Consider the following 16,736-nt stretch of genomic DNA (forward strand, 5'->3'; position numbering starts at 1 on the left):
TGCCACATCAATCTAATCAAAATCAACCGTTAAAAACAGCATACAAGGGTGCAATAACCGAAGGGCATTGCACCGCGTGCGACAACTCAAACTGTCTTTGCCTGGTCGTGACTAAGCGGATGCAACACTCGCTAGCGACGAGCGCACACTGCTCAGTGCATTCAGTGCAATGCCCTTCGGTTATTGCACCCTACACACCGAGTTCGCTTATCAAAATCGGCGATTTAATGACGGTTAGTCAGCTTTCCGGGAAATCACATTCAGTACCTCAAAGACGGTACAAACAACCGGCATGGAATCTGTTGGTGCTCGGCCGATGCGCTTGCACTCACGCGAGAAAAACGCCCAGTGCACCTCGCGCCAATAGGGAAGAGAGCCATCGCCTTCGCCTTCAATGGCTGCGTATTCTGCAGTGACCCGGTTGTACGGAACTACCTCAACGCGGGTAATGCGAGTGACGATTGCCGGTGCGTTCTGATGATCGACGACGATCTCAATCTGGCCGATCTGAGGCAGCGGTTCTTTCTCTGCGTCGATTGCCCAAAGAAGGCTTGTTCCGGCTGTCTTGCGACCGTCCCGGATAAGGGCAAGAAGTGACACAGAAAGATCTGGTGAGTCGCCATATCTACCTGCCCGAACCGGACCTGGCGGCATGTCGATTCCCTGGGTTCGTAGCTTGGCGACCAGGTCGGCCACAAGAGGCAATGGTTTCATTGATCTATCTGACTTTTTTATCCCGCAACGGTTTTGCCAGGTGGGAAAATCAGCTGCGTGCTGGCGCATCGACAAAAATCCGCCAACAACACAGCTCGTCTCAAAGCGCCTCCGCAATCGCCCGCCCAAGCTCGCCCGTATTGGCCGTGCCGCCCATGTCCCGCGTCAGCGGTGCATGTTTCGGTCCGGCCGTCAGCACTTTTTCGATCGCCGTGACAATCGCCGCGCCGGCCTCGGCGTAGCCGAAATGTTCGAGCATCATCGCTCCGCTCCAGATCTGTCCGATCGGATTGGCCCAGCCTTTGCCGGCGATGTCGGGCGCCGAGCCGTGGACCGGTTCAAACAGCGACGGGAATAATCCTTCCGGATTGATGTTGGCCGAGGGCGCAATCGCGATCGTGCCGGTGCAGGCGGGACCGAGGTCCGACAAGATGTCGCCGAACAGGTTGGAGCCGACCACGACGTCGAACCAGTCCGGATGCAGCACGAAATTCGCGGTCAGAATGTCGATGTGATATTTGTCCCAGCGTACCTCCGGATAACGGCTGGCCATCTCGACGACCCGCTCGTCCCAGTACGGCATCGTGATCGCAATGCCATTCGATTTGGTGGCCGAAGTCAGGTGCTTTTTCGGTCGGCGCTGGGCCAGATCGAACGCGTATTTGAGGATGCGGTCGACACCGTTGCGCGAGAACACCGCTTCCTGAAACACCACTTCGCGCGGCGTGCCCTCGAACATCCGGCCACCCACCGAGGAATACTCGCCTTCGGTATTTTCCCGAACCACATAGAAATCGATATCACCGACCGCGCGGTTGGCCAGTGGCGACGGAATGCCGGGCATCAACCGGCATGGCCGTAGATTCACATACTGGTCAAAGTCGCGCCGGAACTTGATCAGCGAACCCCACAAGGAAATATGGTCCGGCACCACCGCCGGATCACCGACCGCGCCAAAGAAGATCGCATCATGTCCGCCGATCTGTTCTTTCCAATCGTCCGGCATCATCTGGCCGTGCTTGAGGTAGTAATCGCACGAGGCGAAATCGAAGTGGTCCCAGTGCAGGTCGATGTTGAACTTGCGGGCGGCCGCATCAACAACGCGCAGGCCTTCAGGCATGACTTCCTTGCCGATGCCGTCACCAGCAATGACAGCAATACGATGCGCAGTCTTAGTCATAGTCATCTTCGTTTTTTCCTTTTGAAATGCAGGTCAGACCTGCGGATATTCATCAACAATCAGAGCAGCATCCCGGTCAGCAACGGCACCTGCAACGCCATGATGATCGTGTTCGGACACTCCGCACCCATCGCACCCATCGAGGATACTACCGCCAGTGCCGTGAACACCGACTTCCATGCATGTCTCTTCTCGATGTGGTCTCCGCCTTGTAATTCGTCTTAAAAAAATCCTCGTTGCAGTGTGTTCCCGCCTGCATCCGGACCAATCGCCTGCCGGTGCAAACGGGTACCGACACGACAAATGAATGACGTAGATGATGTGGCTGTCTTTGGAGGTGCCGCAGTTGATTGCAATATACGCGCACGGAGAGACGCGCACGCCGTTAATCCGGTGCAGCTGCGGCAGCTATTTACGGCGGCGGCGCGCCAGCAGGCCGAGCAGGCCCAGACCACTCAGCAACATGGTCATGCTGCCTGGCTCTGGCACCGGACTCACGCTGCTGGCCTGCAGCCCGATCGTCAAATTATCGACGGTCGGCCATAACGCAGTAGCGTCCGATGACAGCGCTAACACGGTCAGACTGCGCAGCGCATCGCCCGACACGACACCAAGAAAAGAATTCACAGTAGCGTTAGCGATGGTTTGAATAACCGTTCCGGTCTGGTCGGTGGCAATGAGTTTGACCGTGCCGTTGGCAAACAGCCCCCTGATGTCACTGCCAAAAAAATAGCCACTGATCGCTTGCGCGCCGGGACTGAATCCGCTGAAAGTCACGGCATCGGTGGAGATATCGGTCGAGAGCCATGCATTGCTTGCTGAGCCAGCGACGTAAAAGCTCGCCGTGGACGCCGTTGCGGTGTAGGCATACGCACCGGCCTGTCGAATAACCGGGCTGGACGGGTATCCGTTGAAGTCGAGATCGTTGAACGTATCCACACCCGGTGCGCGCGTCGCTGCCGTGAAATCTGCCAGCGAGGTGAAGACAGTCAATGCCGCATGCGACAAGTTCGAGAAGCAGGAAAACAGGATGGCTGCCGACAAGCGAAGCGCGAAAGACTTGATCATGATCATGGACTCCTTCAGTAGTTGACTTCGCAACGACGCAGCTTGCGCACTCCCCTTCGCAACGCCACGCAACAGCGATTGTTCGCATTGCCGTAAAGACGGGTTGGTCGAAAAGAGTGCTTCAACGATGAATGCGCAAGGTCCAGTGTGACACTGAAGAAATCACACAGCCCCTCTGTCCGACACAAGTTTGCGCTGCGTCACTTCGGAGTAACCAGACAGGCATCGCAGGGAGATGACACAGCCCTTCTCTGCCTGAGAAGGAACGGCAAGCCCCGGCTGTCAAGACGGGTTTCCGCCACTCAAAACACGAATGGCGCGCTCGTTCCGGACATTTCCCCCAAACGATCTACACTCTCGCCCTGTGGAATGTGATGGACTACGTAAAGCCGCAACCAATGCTTTCCGGGGGGGGGCCATCACTACCTATAAAGTACCAAGACAAGCAGATGCTGACGGATCAACTCCAGCGCAAAAAAATCTTCACCGGCCGCGCAAGCGGACCATAAGGAATCAGCATGCAAGCAATTCAAAATATCAACCTGGTCTCTCTGCTTGACACGCTGGTGAGTCTGGGCACGGCCTTCGTGCTGGGTGGACTGATCGGTTTTGAACGGCAGTATCGACAGCGCACCGCCGGATTACGCACCAACGTTCTGGTCGCGGTCGGTGCGGCAGTATTCGTCGACATGGCCAACCGGCTCGGCGGTGGCGAAGGTGCCGTGCATGTGATCGCCTATGTGGTGTCCGGCATTGGTTTTCTCGGTGCCGGCGTGATCATGCGCGAAGGCGGCAATGTGCGTGGCATTAACACGGCCGCCACCCTGTGGGGTTCGGCTGCCATCGGTGCGGCTGCCGGTGCCGACCTGATTCTCGAAGCGGTGATGGGGACGTTATTTGTCCTGGCGGCCAATACCTTGCTGCGCCCGATTGTCAATGCCATCAACCGGCAACCGCTCGATCTGGCGTCGGTAGAGGTGACCAACACGGTCTACGTGATCGCCGACCGCAGCCATCAGAAAATGGTGATGGCGCTGCTGGAACAGGAACTCGAGCGCAGCAATTATCCGACCCGACATCTTGGACTTCACGCGTTCGGACACGACGAGGTCGAGATCGAAGCGACGCTGGCCGCGACCTCGGTGGATGGCGACGAACTCGATGCACTGACCCAGCGACTGGCCGCATTGCCAGCGGTACGGCAGGCATTCTGGAGTCCGAGCACGACGGACTAATGACGGGCGGTTGCCAAGCATCAGGAGAAACCGCCGATCTTCAATTTTTATGTTTTCGGTGAGGTACGGCACCCGACAGCTTGCGCAGGGCAAGCAGTCTCTCCAGCAAAGCCGCATCAGGCACCATGACTGCCGACACCGTGCCGCGATAGATTGCTCCGTCGTTGCCATCAACGGTGATGACCTCTCCTTCCGCGAGCATAACCTCTCCCAGGCAGACCGTACGGGCGGCCAAGTCGATGCGCAGCGTGTCACATCCGACCACGCAGACCTTGCCCAACTGCCTTTCCACTACCGCTGCGTGCGATGTGCGTGCGCCGCGTTGTGTGAGCAGGCCAGCGGCTTGTTCCAAGGCAGAGATATCGTTTGTCTCGGCATCTTGCCGCACAAGGATGACCGTCACCCCCTCACCGACACGACTAGCCACCCGCTCGCCATCCAGAGCAATTTCACCAGAGACAACTCCCTGGCTGGCAGACACGGCGCGCGCCAATGGACTGGCTTCAGATTGTGGATGCAGAGGCGATGCCAGACGCATCGTCCCGAGGTCTTCTTCGTTCAATCCCTCAGTGCGCTGCAATGCGGTTGCCGGATCAATCAGCCCCTCATCCATCAGATCGAGTGCAATACGGGCCGCTGCCATCGGCGTGCGTTTGCCGGACCGTGTTTGCAACACGTACAGCATGCCGTCCTGCACCGTAAATTCGATATCCTGCATATCCGTCAATTCGTGCTCCAGTGCGTGCGCCGACTCTTCAAGCTTGTGCCACGCATCCGGCGCCACGCTGGCAAGCAGTTGATGTCCATGCGCGTTCCTGCGACCAGAAACAACATCTTCGCCTTGCGCATTGGCTAAAAAATCGACCCACATTTGCCGTTCTCCGGTGACAGGGTCTCTCGTGAACCCCACCCCGGCCCCCGAATGGCTGCCGGCATTACCAAACACCATGCGCTGAATCGTCACGGCCGTCCCCATGGCGGAGTCAATCCGGTTGAGCTGGCGATAAACTTGCGCTTTTTCTGCGTGCCAGGATGCAAAAACCGCACGAATCGCACCCGCCAGTTGCACATTGACATCCTGCGGGAACGCCACTCCCGCATGCTGCTGGTAGAGCGACAGAAACTGGTGCGTCAAGTCGCGCAATTGTTTGAAATCCAGTTGCCGCTCGTCGTCGCCTTGGGTGACACGGTTGATTTCGTCTTCAAACACGGCTGCCGGCAGACCCGCCACGACCTCGCCGTAACTGGCGATCACACGTCGGTAGGCATCCCACACCAGCCGGGGATTACCGGTCTGGCGCAATAGCCCGGGGAGTGTCTTGTCACACAACCCAATGTTCAAGAGGGTTTCCATCATGCCCGGCATGGATACCGGCGCGCCCGAGCGTACCGAGACGATCAAAGGATGACGCGCATCACCAAATGTCAGGCCAGCCGCTTCTTGCAAAGCCGCAAGCCCGAGAGAAAGAACCGCATCCAGGCAAGCGTCGGGGAAAGGCGTGTAATGCGTTCCGATCACAAGTGCAGGCGGGACGGGAAGCCCGATTTTTGTCATCCGCAACAGATTGAAGGCTTTCGACCCCATATTCTCCCGGTTGGCATGGTGGGGCTGCGTCGTCTTGTCGCTGCTAATCAGGTAAAAGTGTTTGGGCCAGTGGGGTGCAGACTTCATGCAACTAGTCCTGTTTTGGCGAGCACCATTCGGCGCAATGCATATCCGGCGGCGAGCAGATGGTCGGACGCTTTTTCGATGGTATTGGCCAGATCGCTGGCCAGCAGTACCGCTGCCGGTGAGGCAGCGATGACGCCGGCAATGGTCATGCGGGCCTGACGCGACAGTTCGTCACACAAGCGTTCAGCGTGCAACATGCGCCAGAGTGTCTGTAAAAAACTCTCGCTGTCGAGCGGATCACCCCGCTCGCTGAGATCGCGGGCGATCTCAATGGCCTTGACCTGATCCTGAATCGCTGCGAGCGTCGTATCGGCCAGTCGGCGCAGCGCTTCGCTGACTGCGGCAGACAGCCCTGAAACCGGTTCAGGCAGCGTCATCGAATGGATGAAGATGGCTTCCTCGAGACAGTCCGCCACATCATCGGACTTTTCAAGAAGTACGACTATCCCTTCCCAGCGACTTTGCCGTTCTGCATGTTGGCGTGCATCCATCAGCAAGTGATCGGCCTGTCGCTCCCAGGCCTTGGCGCGCGAAACGAGGCTGGCGCGCTGAGCCACCTCCATCGCAGCGCCGGTTTCCAGCGCATCGCAGAGTGCCTGCGCGAGGGCATGACAATACGCGGCATGCTCGGCCAGCAGATCAAACTCAAAGGTGCGCTGGCGCAGTACGCGCGCCAGCAGCATGCGGGCCTCATCAGCAATCAGCGCCACAGGCTGCTGCGCAATGCGCATTGCGCTCGCGACACGCAGGAGTTCATGCAGATATTCGGTGGCTGAAGTCGTACCCAGCACCTCGTCGAGCCGGTCGCCGACCCGAAATGCCTCACTGTCCACCGCTTGCATCGCATCAAAAACAAGTCGCGCTCCGCCCGCCAGCAGCCACGCGATGTGGCCCGTCTCTTCCTGCGCGGCACGTCGCAGGAGGGCACACGCCTGCGGCTTGCGCACGAAATGCTGCAGTTGCTTGCGAGCCCGGTTCCAGTCAATGACGAAAACGATGCGCGACGCAACCGCTTCCAGACCATCCAGCAAGTCTTGTCCTTGCGCCTTGAGCGTGGCATTGCCAACCAGATACAGCTTGCCTGAATTGAGCCCGTCAGTTGTGGTCGGATCAAACCCGGTCCATTGAAATCCGATTTCTTGCAGCATCTGACGAAAGAAATCAAAGCGCCCTGCATGCAGGTCGGAATACGTCAGGGTCACGACATCCCGCGCCACCTCAATGACCAAAACATGGACATCATTGGTGCCGATGTCATTCTGGATCAGTAGCCGCGTGCCGTCGCGGGTCACCGCCGTCTCGAGTCCGGGATGCGAAAACTTGAGCGGCGCGGTGCGATGCACACCGCGCATGAACGCTTGAATCAGCGGACGGTCGTCCTCGTCGATATGCCAGACACGCGCGCCATCCAGATTTTCGGTGGCAATGTCTGCCGACAGCGCGTTGATCTGCTTGTGCAGGTCCATGACCAGCAGATGAAAGCTATCTCCGCTTTTGCGATTCCCGTGAGTGAATTCGGCCAGCGTCTCGCGATCAAGACCTTTGTTACCCTGCATTTGCTGGCAGCGCTGCATCCACAGATCCCGTCGTGTCGCCAGGCTCAGCGGATATTTTCGGCCGCCATCACATACTGGACGCGCCATGACCGACAGGTCCGCAGTCAAGGCCGCAAGAAGTGGATCGAGTTGCGGAAGGATCAGTTTCTGATCATCAAAATGGGCCGCATGGACCATGTCCTTGAGCCATTTTGCATCGTGCAAGCCGACTTGCGCGAGCTCATGTTCCCAGTCCGGCAGGACAGTCCGGGGCGAAGCAGCATGCTGGGCGGCACACTGAAGCAGCGTCAAATAGAGTTTCAGGCGATCGTTGGCTGCAAGCGCAGACTTGATCCATGCAGGCATCAGGAGGGATTGCTGCCCCAGCGATGCGACAGCTTTTTCTTTGATCATGCCGTTCCTTGACAGGTGGACTGTTCAGGAGACGATTTTAAAAAAAGACTATGTCAAATTGATGACAACTATGGTGACTTTGGCTTCACCGCTTGCGCCGGGTCAATGGTCGGGTTCGCACACACGCGCAGGGCAAGTGCGCCCAATTGTTCCTGGTCGGTTTGACTGTCCCGATCAAGAATTGCCGGGAGGACGCTGACTGACATCATCACTGAGCGGCAACAGCTTTTGAGTCTGATGACAACCGGATAGCGCATAAAAAATGCCGTTCAGGGATTAGCTGAACGGCATTACCGCAAGCAGCGGCGCTTTACTCACATCGACTGCTTCAAGCCGACTTGGCAACCGCACGTTTGCGCTTGACCGGTTTGGCCTGGACCATCGCCAGCACGAGGTCGGCGATTTTTTCGGCAGCATCGGTTTTGCTCAGGCGACCTCCTGGCCGATACCAGACATACGACCAGCTGACGATGCCGCCGATGGCCATTGCGGCCAGTTCGACATCATCGACCGTGAATTCGCCGGTCGCCACGCCTTCGTTGATGAGCGCAATGAACTTGCGGTCAAACTCGCCCCGCATGTGATTGATTGCTTCGCGACTTTCGGCTGACAGTTGTTTTTCTTCGCGGTTATAGATCGCGATGTGCCCCTGATTCTCGAGGACGGCGAGCATGAAGTCATTGGCCAGCACACGCATTTTTTCGGTCGGCGAGGCGTCCGACACGACAACCCGGTTCAATGCCTCAAGCGAGGCGCGGATGCCGCGCGAACAAATCTCGGACAACAGTTCATCCTTGGACTTGAAATGCGAATAGATGAACGGTTTGGTGAAGTTCATTTTTTCAGCGACGGCTTCGAGCGTCGTTTTGCTCAGTCCGTTCTGGTGAAACAGTTCTACCGCCGTTGAAATGATGCGCTCGCGCTTGAGCTTGGATACGGCATCGCGGATGTCATCGAACGCATTGACATCAACAGCAACATCCTTGGTCCGCTTTTTGGTAGTAGCGGGTACCTTTGGCTTGCTTGCTGCAGGAGTGGAGATTTTTTTCATACCGTCGAGTATATGCCAGCTAGGAGTTGTATGAAGTAACGGAGAGGCAGTTTGCAAGCCATGTTCAGCAGCTATGGCGACAATGTGCAACGCACGTTCTTGGCTTTTAACCAAGCACTTTTATTACCAAAGGCCACCTCATCATGACGTGATTTTCAGTAACACCGAATAATAGCAAAAACTCTCACCGATCGGGTTGCTTGTCGTCAATGAAATTACCCGCGAGCCCGCTGTCGCTCCTTGCCAGGCTGTTTGCGAGCGCACACCGGAGCCAGTTCCGTCACGTAACGCGCACTCCCCGGATAGTGCTGACGTAAAAGACTTCGGTTCTGCTGCGGCTTCATTTTGGCTACAACAGGCAACCTGAAGTCTTCGCAGACCAGTTCGGTAAGTCAGTGAGCCTGGTCATCCCTCCTGCAAATCTTGCCGCTGCCGGTGACATTGAACCGGCCGGTAAAAAATAATCTGCGCAGGTCGGCCCGGTACTCGCCCGCATGTTCGCTGCATCGAATTGGTGTAAATTGTTCTGGCCAGAAAGGGACCACCTTGCCAAGGACTTGCGCCCTGATCGTGCCGCGTGCGCGATCATCGCTGCCGAATCTGGAAATACTGGCCAGGTCCTGACCACCACCTCATTTGAAAGGAACACCCTCATGCAATATCGACGTCTCGGCAACAGCAACCTGAACGTCTCTGCTCTGTGTCTCGGCACGATGATGTTTGGCGACCAGACCGAGCTGGCCGAAGCCACCCACATCGTCGGGTCGGCACGCGAGCACGGCATCAATTTCATCGACACCGCCGATGTCTACAGCAAAGGCCGTTCCGAAGAAATGGTCGGCAAGATACTCGCTGGTGAACGCCATCAGTGGGTCCTCGCGACCAAGGTTGGTAATTCGATGACTGCAAGCAAACCCGCCGCACAACGCAACCCGCTGCACTACTCGCGCAAGTGGATCCTGCAAGAAGTCGACAACTGCCTCACGCGTCTGGACACCGACTACATCGACATCCTGTACCTGCACCGTGACTTCCATGATCTGAACCTCGAAGAAGTCGTCCGCACCCTCGGCGACCTGATCCGCAGCGGCAAGATCCAGTCATTCGGCCTGTCCAATTTCAGCGGCTGGCGTATTGGTGAGGTGATGCGCTGGTGCGGCTTGCTCGGCGTTGCACAGCCGGTCGTCTGCCAGCCGTATTACAACCTGCTCAAGCGGGGCCCGGAAGTCGAGATCTTGCCGGTTTGCGGGTACCACGGCATCGGCGTGGTGCCGTACAGTCCAATCGCCCGTGGCGTGCTGACAGGCAAATATCCGCCGGGTCAGCAACCGGCCGCCGACAGCCGTGCCGGCCGTGGCGACAAGCGCATGCTCGATACCGAATTTCATGAAGACTCATTGCTGATCGCCCAGCAGGTCAAGATGCGGGCTGAAGCGCGCGGCATCACTCCCGGCCAGTTCGCTACCGCCTGGGTGCTGGCCAATCCGATCATCTCGTCGGTCATCGCCGGACCGCGCACGCTGGCGCAACTGGAAGATTATTACCCGGCGGTTGACGTCATCATTTCAGCGGAAGACGAAGCGTTTGTTGATGCGCTGGTGACACCGGGCCATGCGTCGACGGCGGGGTATAACGATCCGAACTATCCGTTTTTCGGGCGGCCGGTGGCACCTTGAGACCGGATGACCGAACAGGCAACCATCCCCATGCCTAATCGATAGCAACGTGAAAGTCAGAGAACGTGGTTCCTGACTTTTGCTGCCGCAACATCTCGTCGAACGCCCTCTCGATATGTCTGGCGTACAGCGCCGTATCAAAAAGTGGCGAGGACAGCTTTTTGCCTGCAAGCTTCTGTTTTAACGCCGCTAGTTTTTCTGGTGATGTCGCATGTTCGATCACGGCGAGCTGGAGCGCATCGCTGTTGGCAAAGACCAATTCAGGGATATCAAGCGCGTGCAGCAAACTCGTCGCAACACGGCTGGCAAAACTGACTCCCGGCGTTGTAAAAATCGGCACGCCCGCCCACAGGGCGTCACTTGCCGTGGTGTGCGCATTGTAAGGAAGGTTATCGAGATAGATATCAGCCAACCGGAGCCGACTCAGGTTTTCGTCGGAGCCAACGCGAGCGGCAAAAACAATCCGGCTGCCATCGAGCCCTGCCGCGACGGCGGAGTCAATCAGATGCTGCTGCTGACTGTCTGAAGTTTTCAGCAACCACAGCACCGAGCGCGGAACACGTCGCAAGAGGTCTAGCCACATCGAGAAAGTCGCCCTTGCTATTTTGTAGCTGTTATTGAATGAGGCGAAAACAATGCCGTCCTCAGGCAAGTGATAGTGCGCCCTTGTCAGAGATAACTCCGGAATCGGTCTTTGACGATCGTTTGGCTGATACGAATGCGGCAGATAAGCAATTTTTTCACTGAAGTATGGTCGGTTTTCGTCGGTCACCACGATCGAATCGGCGAGCAGAAAATCGATATACGGTGCCGCGGTCGTGCCGGGATAACCCAGGTACGACACCTGGATAGCCGCCGGGCGGTAGGAGAAAATACCGAGCTTTGAACCTGTGGTGAAACCCTTCAGGTCGATCGCAATATCGATCTCCAGATCTTTTATTATCCGGGCAATCTCCTTGTCGCTTTTACCTGCAACGTCCACAAACGTATCGACACTGTCCCGAACACGCTGGCGCATTGCGCTACCGTCATCGGGCCCATATGAAATCGCAAATATGTCGTAACGCGCCCTGTCGTGCTCTTCAAGCAATCCCACCATTAACGTTGACGTTGCATGAGCATGGAAATCGCTGGAGACGTAGGCGATCCGTGGACGCTGATGCAAGTAGGGCGATATCGTAACGAGGGCAGGCCGAGGCGGAAAACTTTCCGCAAGTTGTAGTTGCGCTGCAAGCAAATGGGATTCCGGTTGATCGACCATCCCCAGCAAAAAGAACGGCGAGATCACTTTTTCGCGCAATAGCAGGCGACGCTGAATAACCGGCACAAGCTGCTCTACTTTTACCCAGTTGCAGGACATTGCCTCCAGATGCGCAAGCCGACCGAGCGCAAACGGGTAACCTGGTTCGTACTTCAACAGATGCGTCAGCGACGCAATCGCCTCATCCGGCTTTTTCAAATACTCGAATAAAGCGGCGATGTTAGCGAGCGCAGCGGGATGATTCGGGTTGATCGACAGCGCTAGGCGGTAATCGTCAACGGCTTTATCGACTATGTTCCTGTCAAAAAAAAGCTCTCCCCGTATGACCAGCGCCGCAACGTTACGGCTATCTTTTTCCAGCGCCTTGCTGACGTATTCAAAACTTTTATCGTGATCAGACAGCAGCGAATACGCTACGGACAGATTGATCAGCGTCTCGATACTCTGTGGATTTAACGACAAGGCAGCATGGTAATCGGACGCTTCGTCGTCATAGCGCTTCATCAACCCATACGTGATACCGCGGTTATAAAACGCCTGGAACTGGGACGCGTCCAATGCAATTGCGCGATTGAAGTCGGTAATGGATTCCAGAAACAAACCGGTTTCACGCAGTGAATTTGCCCGGTCATGCAGTGCCTCGAAAAAATCTGGCTGTAATTGAAGCGCCCGACTGAAGGCAGAAATCGCTTCGGCATGACGCTGCATTTTTTGGCAGGCCATGCCTTGGTAATACCAGTTTTCGACAATCTCAGGATGCAACCTGGTCGCCCGTTCAAAGTATTTGGCACAGGCATCATAGTTTCCTTCATTGCCAGCGATGACTCCCAGAAGACTGATTACCGTTATCTGCGCTGGATGCTTTCTGTCGATGCCAGCCAATATCCTTTTTGCCTCAGCACTGCCACCGAATTCCAAGTGTTGTTTCGCACGAGCGACGGCTTCAGTAATTTTTTTCATAAAAATGGGTGTGGGTTAGCTCTCACGCGGCACGGAGAAATCAAAGGCTGCCTCTCAGGACTATCGTACGTGGCCGCATTTTAGAGCATTGCGTTCGTCGAACGGGTGTCCAGCCCCCCTTGGAAAGCGTAGTCTTGTTTGATGCCTTAACGCGCCTTTGAACTGAGCACCATTAGTCAGCCCGAAAGTAAGTCGCCATGCTTTCCCCCGATAGATATATTGGGGTCAGAGTCAATTAAATAATCGAACTATATTAGGGTCAGAGTCAATTAAATACCCGAATTAATTGACTCTGACCCTAATTAAACTCAACTGAATAGCCAAATAATTGACTCTGACCCTATGAACTCAAGAATCAAGGGATGTTCATTCGCCCCAACATCAGAATATATTGGGGTCAGAGTCAATTAAATAATCGAACTATATTAGGGTCAGAGTCAATTAAATATCCGAATTAATTGACTCTGACCCTAATTAAACTCAACTGAATAGCCAAATAATTGACTCAGACCCTATGAACTCAAGAATCAAGGGATGTTCATTCGCCCCAACATCACGTCTTTCGAGTCGGGGTTTAAAAAAAGGGAAATTACTTCCTTGCGACAATGAAATTACAGAAATGGCGCGTTGCGCTGCCGAAAGAAGGAAATCTGGCTTTTAAAAAGAGCGGTTTCCGGTCAGACACTATGTAGAACGGACGTGGCACGGGTAAAATCATGCCCTCGACTCATTCTTCCCTGCAAAACTCTCATGAATATCCTGATGCTGCACGGTATCAATCACAATCTGTTTGGCAAGCGCGATCCGGCCCAGTACGGCACCGTCACGCTCGCTGAAATCGACCAGCAACTGCACGATCTCGGCCGCGAACTCGGCGTTGATGTGGTCAGCTTCCAGACGAATTGCGAAGGTGCTCTGTGCGATCGCATCCATCAGGCCTTTACCGAGGGTGTCGACGCGGTCCTGATTAATGCCGGTGCCTGGACCCATTACAGCTATGGTATCCGCGATGCGCTGGCGATCCTGACCGTGCCTATCGTCGAACTGCACATGTCCAATATTCATGCGCGCGAGCCATTCCGTCACAAGTCGGTCTTCGCCGATATCGTCAATGGCCAGATTTCCGGCTTTGGCGTTGACAGCTATTTGCTTGCTCTGCGCGCTGCCGTCTCCGCAATCCACACCTCACAGAAAACCTGACACCCATGCCTACTATCGAACACCAAGCTCTCGCTTATCACGCTCTCGGCCAGCCCGGCAAGATTGCCATTCAAGTCACCAAGTCTGTCACCAATTCAGCTGAACTGGCGCTGGCGTATTCGCCCGGTGTCGCTGCGCCCTGCCTGGCCATCCAGAAGGATCCTGCCAAGGCCTACGAGTACACGGCCAAAGGCAATCTGGTCGCTGTTATCACCAATGGAACGGCCGTGCTCGGTTTGGGCAACATCGGTGCGCTGGCCAGCAAACCGGTTATGGAAGGCAAAGCCGTGCTGTTCAAGAAGTTCGCCGGCGTTGATGCCTTCGACATTGAAATCGATGAATCCGATCCCGAGAAGCTCGTCGAGATCATCGCTGCATTGCATCCGACCTTTGGCGGCATCAACCTCGAGGACATCAAGGCCCCTGAATGCTTTTACGTTGAACGCAAATTACGTGAACGTTTGTCGATCCCGGTATTCCATGATGACCAGCACGGTACGGCCATCGTAGTCGGCGCTGGTTTGATCAACGCACTGTCCCTGACCGGCCGCAACATAGGCGACATCAAGGTCGTTTGCTCCGGTGCCGGTGCAGCAGCCATGGCTTGCCTCGACATGCTGGTCGATATCGGCGTGCAGCGCAAAAACGTAGTTGTCTGTGACAGCCAGGGCGTGATCACGGCTGCGCGTACCCTCACTGCCGAAAAACAGCTATGGGCACAAGACACGATCGCCACAACCTTGTCGCAAGTGATCGAAGGTGCGGACATGTTCCTCGGTTTGTCCGGTCCCGGTTTGCTTACCCAGAACGACGTGCGCACGATGGCTGCCCGCCCGATTATTTTCGCGCTGGCCAATCCGGAGCCGGAACTGCGTCCCGAACTGATCCGCGAAGTCGCACCGGACGCCATCATCGCTACGGGTCGCTCGGATTATCCGAACCAGATCAACAACGCACTCTGTTTCCCTTATCTGTTTCGCGCCGCGCTGGACTCTGCTGCCAGCACGATCAATCAGGAAATGAAGCGTGCCTGCGTCGTTGCACTGGCCGGGATGGCGCAAAGCGACAGCGACTTCGGCGCCGATTACCTCGTGCCGAACTTGCTTGATCCACGTTTGCTGACGAGTGTGACGCCGAAGATTGCGACAGCGGCATTCGACAGTGGCGTTGCCCGACGGCAGCTCGATGAAACTGCCTACGCAGAGCAGCTTGCGGCGTTGGCACTGACGTTGATTTGACCTGTCGGCATGGTTTACAGGTCGCAGCGATGAACGCGCACAAAAAATAACCTGTTCTTGCTGTAAGTAACCTCCGCCAATAGCGACTACTGCATCATCCTTTTTTGAGGAGTTGACATGGTACAAGCCGTTGGCGGGCCAGCAGCAAACACGTCGTTTAGCGTCCCTGCCAAAACGGCCGGTCTCGAATATCAACTGACACGCTATCAAAAACAATTGTCGGAATGCGTCAATTGTGCGTCTGCCAAAACAGCGCAAGGCAAAGCGGCTATCGAGGCCATTAGCGGCAAAATCAACAGTATCCGGTTACGTATCGACGAGGTCGCAAGCAGTAGTACGGTTCGGCAAATTACGTCAGCAATTGCCACTCCTGCAGCGCCCACGGCCATTGGCTCGACCGGAACAATCGATGTCTTTGCATGAGCGCGGAGTGCTCCGTCGTGCTGACCAGCAGCCGATACCTGTTCCAATCTGAGCAAGACAGCAAACGGCTAATCGGTCACGCGTATTTCTCACCTGATGCACTCAGCGAATGGCTATCGGCAGCACGCCACTTGCCTGGCGCTTAATCACAGGCATAATCACCCGGACCCGCCGTCGATCAGGCGGACATGATTCGTCACCTCTCCGGGAGTAATGCGATGCTCGATCTGATCCTGCGTAACTGCACGCTGACCGATGGCCGCACCGGTATCGATATCGGTATTGAAGCTGATCGCATCGTCGCCGTAATGCCGAATCTTGTGGCGACCGCTGGCGAGACCATCGAGGCTGGCGGACAACTCGTCACTGCGCCATTTGTCGATGCCCATTTCCACATGGATTCGACGCTATCGTATGGCCTCCCACGCATCAACCAATCCGGCACGCTGCTCGAAGGTATCGCGCTATGGGGTGAGCTCAAACCATTCCTGACGCAGGAACTGCTGGTTGAGCGCGCACTGGCGTATTGCGATTGGGCCGTTGCCAAGGGCCTGTTAGCAATCCGTTCGCATGTCGATGTGTGTGATCCGCGTTTACTGGCAGTCGACGCGCTGCTGCATGTGCGCGACAAGGTGAAGCCTTACCTCGATCTGCAACTGGTGGCTTTTCCGCAGGATGGGTTGTTGCGGGCTCCCGGAGGACTGGCCAATCTGATTCGGGCACTCGACAAGGGAGTCGATGTCGTGGGTGGAATTCCGCATTTTGAACGGACGATGAGTGAGGGTGCCGAGTCGGTTCGCATTTTGTGCGAACTCGCCGCCGAGCGTGGTCTGCGTGTTGACATGCATTGTGATGAATCAGACGATCCGATGTCACGTCATATCGAGACACTGGCATTCCATGCGCAGCGACTTGGCATGCAGGGCCGGGTAACCGGCTCGCATTTGACCTCGATGCATTCGATGGATAACTACTACGTCTCCAAACTGATCCCGCTGATGCACGAAGCCGGTGTGGCGGCGATTGCCAATCCGTTGATCAACATTACCCTGCAAGGTCGCCATGACAGTTATCCGAAGCGTCGTGGGATGACCCGTGTACCGGAGTTA

Annotated in this window: 12 protein-coding genes and 1 pseudogene; 6 read left to right on the forward strand and 7 right to left on the reverse strand. The window is 56.0% G+C overall.

Annotated features, from left to right (window positions below; all coding sequences use genetic code 11):
• Positions 1-234 precede the first annotated feature (234 nt).
• The 3 genes from QN370_RS19690 to QN370_RS19700 all read right to left on the reverse strand — a co-directional run bounded on the left by QN370_RS19690 (position 235) and on the right by QN370_RS19700 (position 2,962).
• The gene (locus QN370_RS19690; protein ID WP_323581795.1) at positions 235-783 is read right to left on the reverse strand and encodes an ASCH domain-containing protein; all 549 of its coding nucleotides are present in this window, start codon (positions 781-783) and stop codon (positions 235-237) included.
• 31 nt (positions 784-814) lie between these two features.
• The gene (locus QN370_RS19695; protein WP_322127235.1) at positions 815-1,894 is read right to left on the reverse strand and encodes a tartrate dehydrogenase; all 1,080 of its coding nucleotides are present in this window, start codon (positions 1,892-1,894) and stop codon (positions 815-817) included.
• Positions 1,895-2,302: 408 nt separating this feature from the next.
• On the reverse strand, positions 2,303-2,962 hold the full coding sequence (locus tag QN370_RS19700) for a PEP-CTERM sorting domain-containing protein (RefSeq protein WP_322126867.1): 660 nt from the start codon (positions 2,960-2,962) through the stop codon (positions 2,303-2,305).
• Between the two features lie 518 nt (positions 2,963-3,480).
• On the opposite strand from QN370_RS19700, the gene QN370_RS19705 reads away from it, so the two are divergent.
• Positions 3,481-4,197: an MgtC/SapB family protein gene (locus tag QN370_RS19705; protein WP_322126866.1), complete on the forward strand. Its 717-nt coding sequence runs from the start codon at positions 3,481-3,483 to the stop codon at positions 4,195-4,197.
• A 40-nt stretch (positions 4,198-4,237) separates the two neighbouring features.
• On the opposite strand, the gene QN370_RS19710 is transcribed toward QN370_RS19705, so the two are convergent.
• The 3 genes from QN370_RS19710 to QN370_RS19720 all read right to left on the reverse strand — a co-directional run bounded on the left by QN370_RS19710 (position 4,238) and on the right by QN370_RS19720 (position 8,869).
• A complete protein-coding gene (locus QN370_RS19710) occupies positions 4,238-5,869 on the reverse strand; it encodes a PEP/pyruvate-binding domain-containing protein (RefSeq protein ID WP_322126865.1) in 1,632 nt (543 codons plus the stop codon).
• Positions 5,866-7,818 carry a DUF47 family protein gene (locus QN370_RS19715; RefSeq protein WP_322126864.1) on the reverse strand — a complete coding sequence of 651 codons (1,953 nt, stop codon included), beginning with the start codon at positions 7,816-7,818 and terminating at the stop codon, positions 5,866-5,868. The genes QN370_RS19710 and QN370_RS19715 overlap by 4 nt, the downstream gene beginning before the upstream one ends.
• Positions 7,819-8,146: 328 nt before the next feature.
• Positions 8,147-8,869: a TetR/AcrR family transcriptional regulator gene (locus QN370_RS19720; protein ID WP_322126863.1), complete on the reverse strand. Its 723-nt coding sequence runs from the start codon at positions 8,867-8,869 to the stop codon at positions 8,147-8,149.
• 653 nt (positions 8,870-9,522) lie between these two features.
• On the opposite strand from QN370_RS19720, the gene QN370_RS19725 reads away from it, so the two are divergent.
• Positions 9,523-10,545, forward strand: a complete 1,023-nt coding sequence (locus QN370_RS19725) for an aldo/keto reductase (protein ID WP_322126862.1) — start codon at positions 9,523-9,525, stop codon at positions 10,543-10,545.
• 34 nt (positions 10,546-10,579) lie between these two features.
• Here QN370_RS19725 and QN370_RS19730 read toward each other — a convergent pair whose 3' ends face one another.
• Positions 10,580-12,766 (reverse strand): tetratricopeptide repeat protein, encoded by a 2,187-nt coding sequence (locus QN370_RS19730; protein WP_322126861.1) that lies wholly within the window; start codon positions 12,764-12,766, stop codon positions 10,580-10,582.
• A gap of 750 nt (positions 12,767-13,516) precedes the next feature.
• On the opposite strand from QN370_RS19730, the gene aroQ reads away from it, so the two are divergent.
• The 4 genes and pseudogenes from aroQ to QN370_RS19750 all read left to right on the forward strand — a co-directional run.
• The gene (aroQ, locus tag QN370_RS19735) at positions 13,517-13,966 is read left to right on the forward strand and encodes a type II 3-dehydroquinate dehydratase (RefSeq protein ID WP_322126860.1); all 450 of its coding nucleotides are present in this window, start codon (positions 13,517-13,519) and stop codon (positions 13,964-13,966) included.
• 5 nt (positions 13,967-13,971) lie between these two features.
• Positions 13,972-15,183, forward strand: a pseudogene (locus QN370_RS19740) (malic enzyme-like NAD(P)-binding protein); the annotation flags it as partial.
• Between the two features lie 138 nt (positions 15,184-15,321).
• Positions 15,322-15,627 carry a hypothetical protein gene (locus QN370_RS19745; protein ID WP_322126859.1) on the forward strand — a complete coding sequence of 102 codons (306 nt, stop codon included), beginning with the start codon at positions 15,322-15,324 and terminating at the stop codon, positions 15,625-15,627.
• Between the two features lie 218 nt (positions 15,628-15,845).
• A partial coding sequence (locus tag QN370_RS19750; RefSeq protein WP_323581796.1) for a cytosine deaminase occupies positions 15,846-16,736 on the forward strand: 891 nt, incomplete at its 3' end.

Source organism: Actimicrobium sp. CCI2.3 (assembly GCF_035019065.1).
In the GTDB taxonomy this organism is placed as follows: Bacteria; Pseudomonadota; Gammaproteobacteria; order Burkholderiales; family Burkholderiaceae_D; genus Actimicrobium.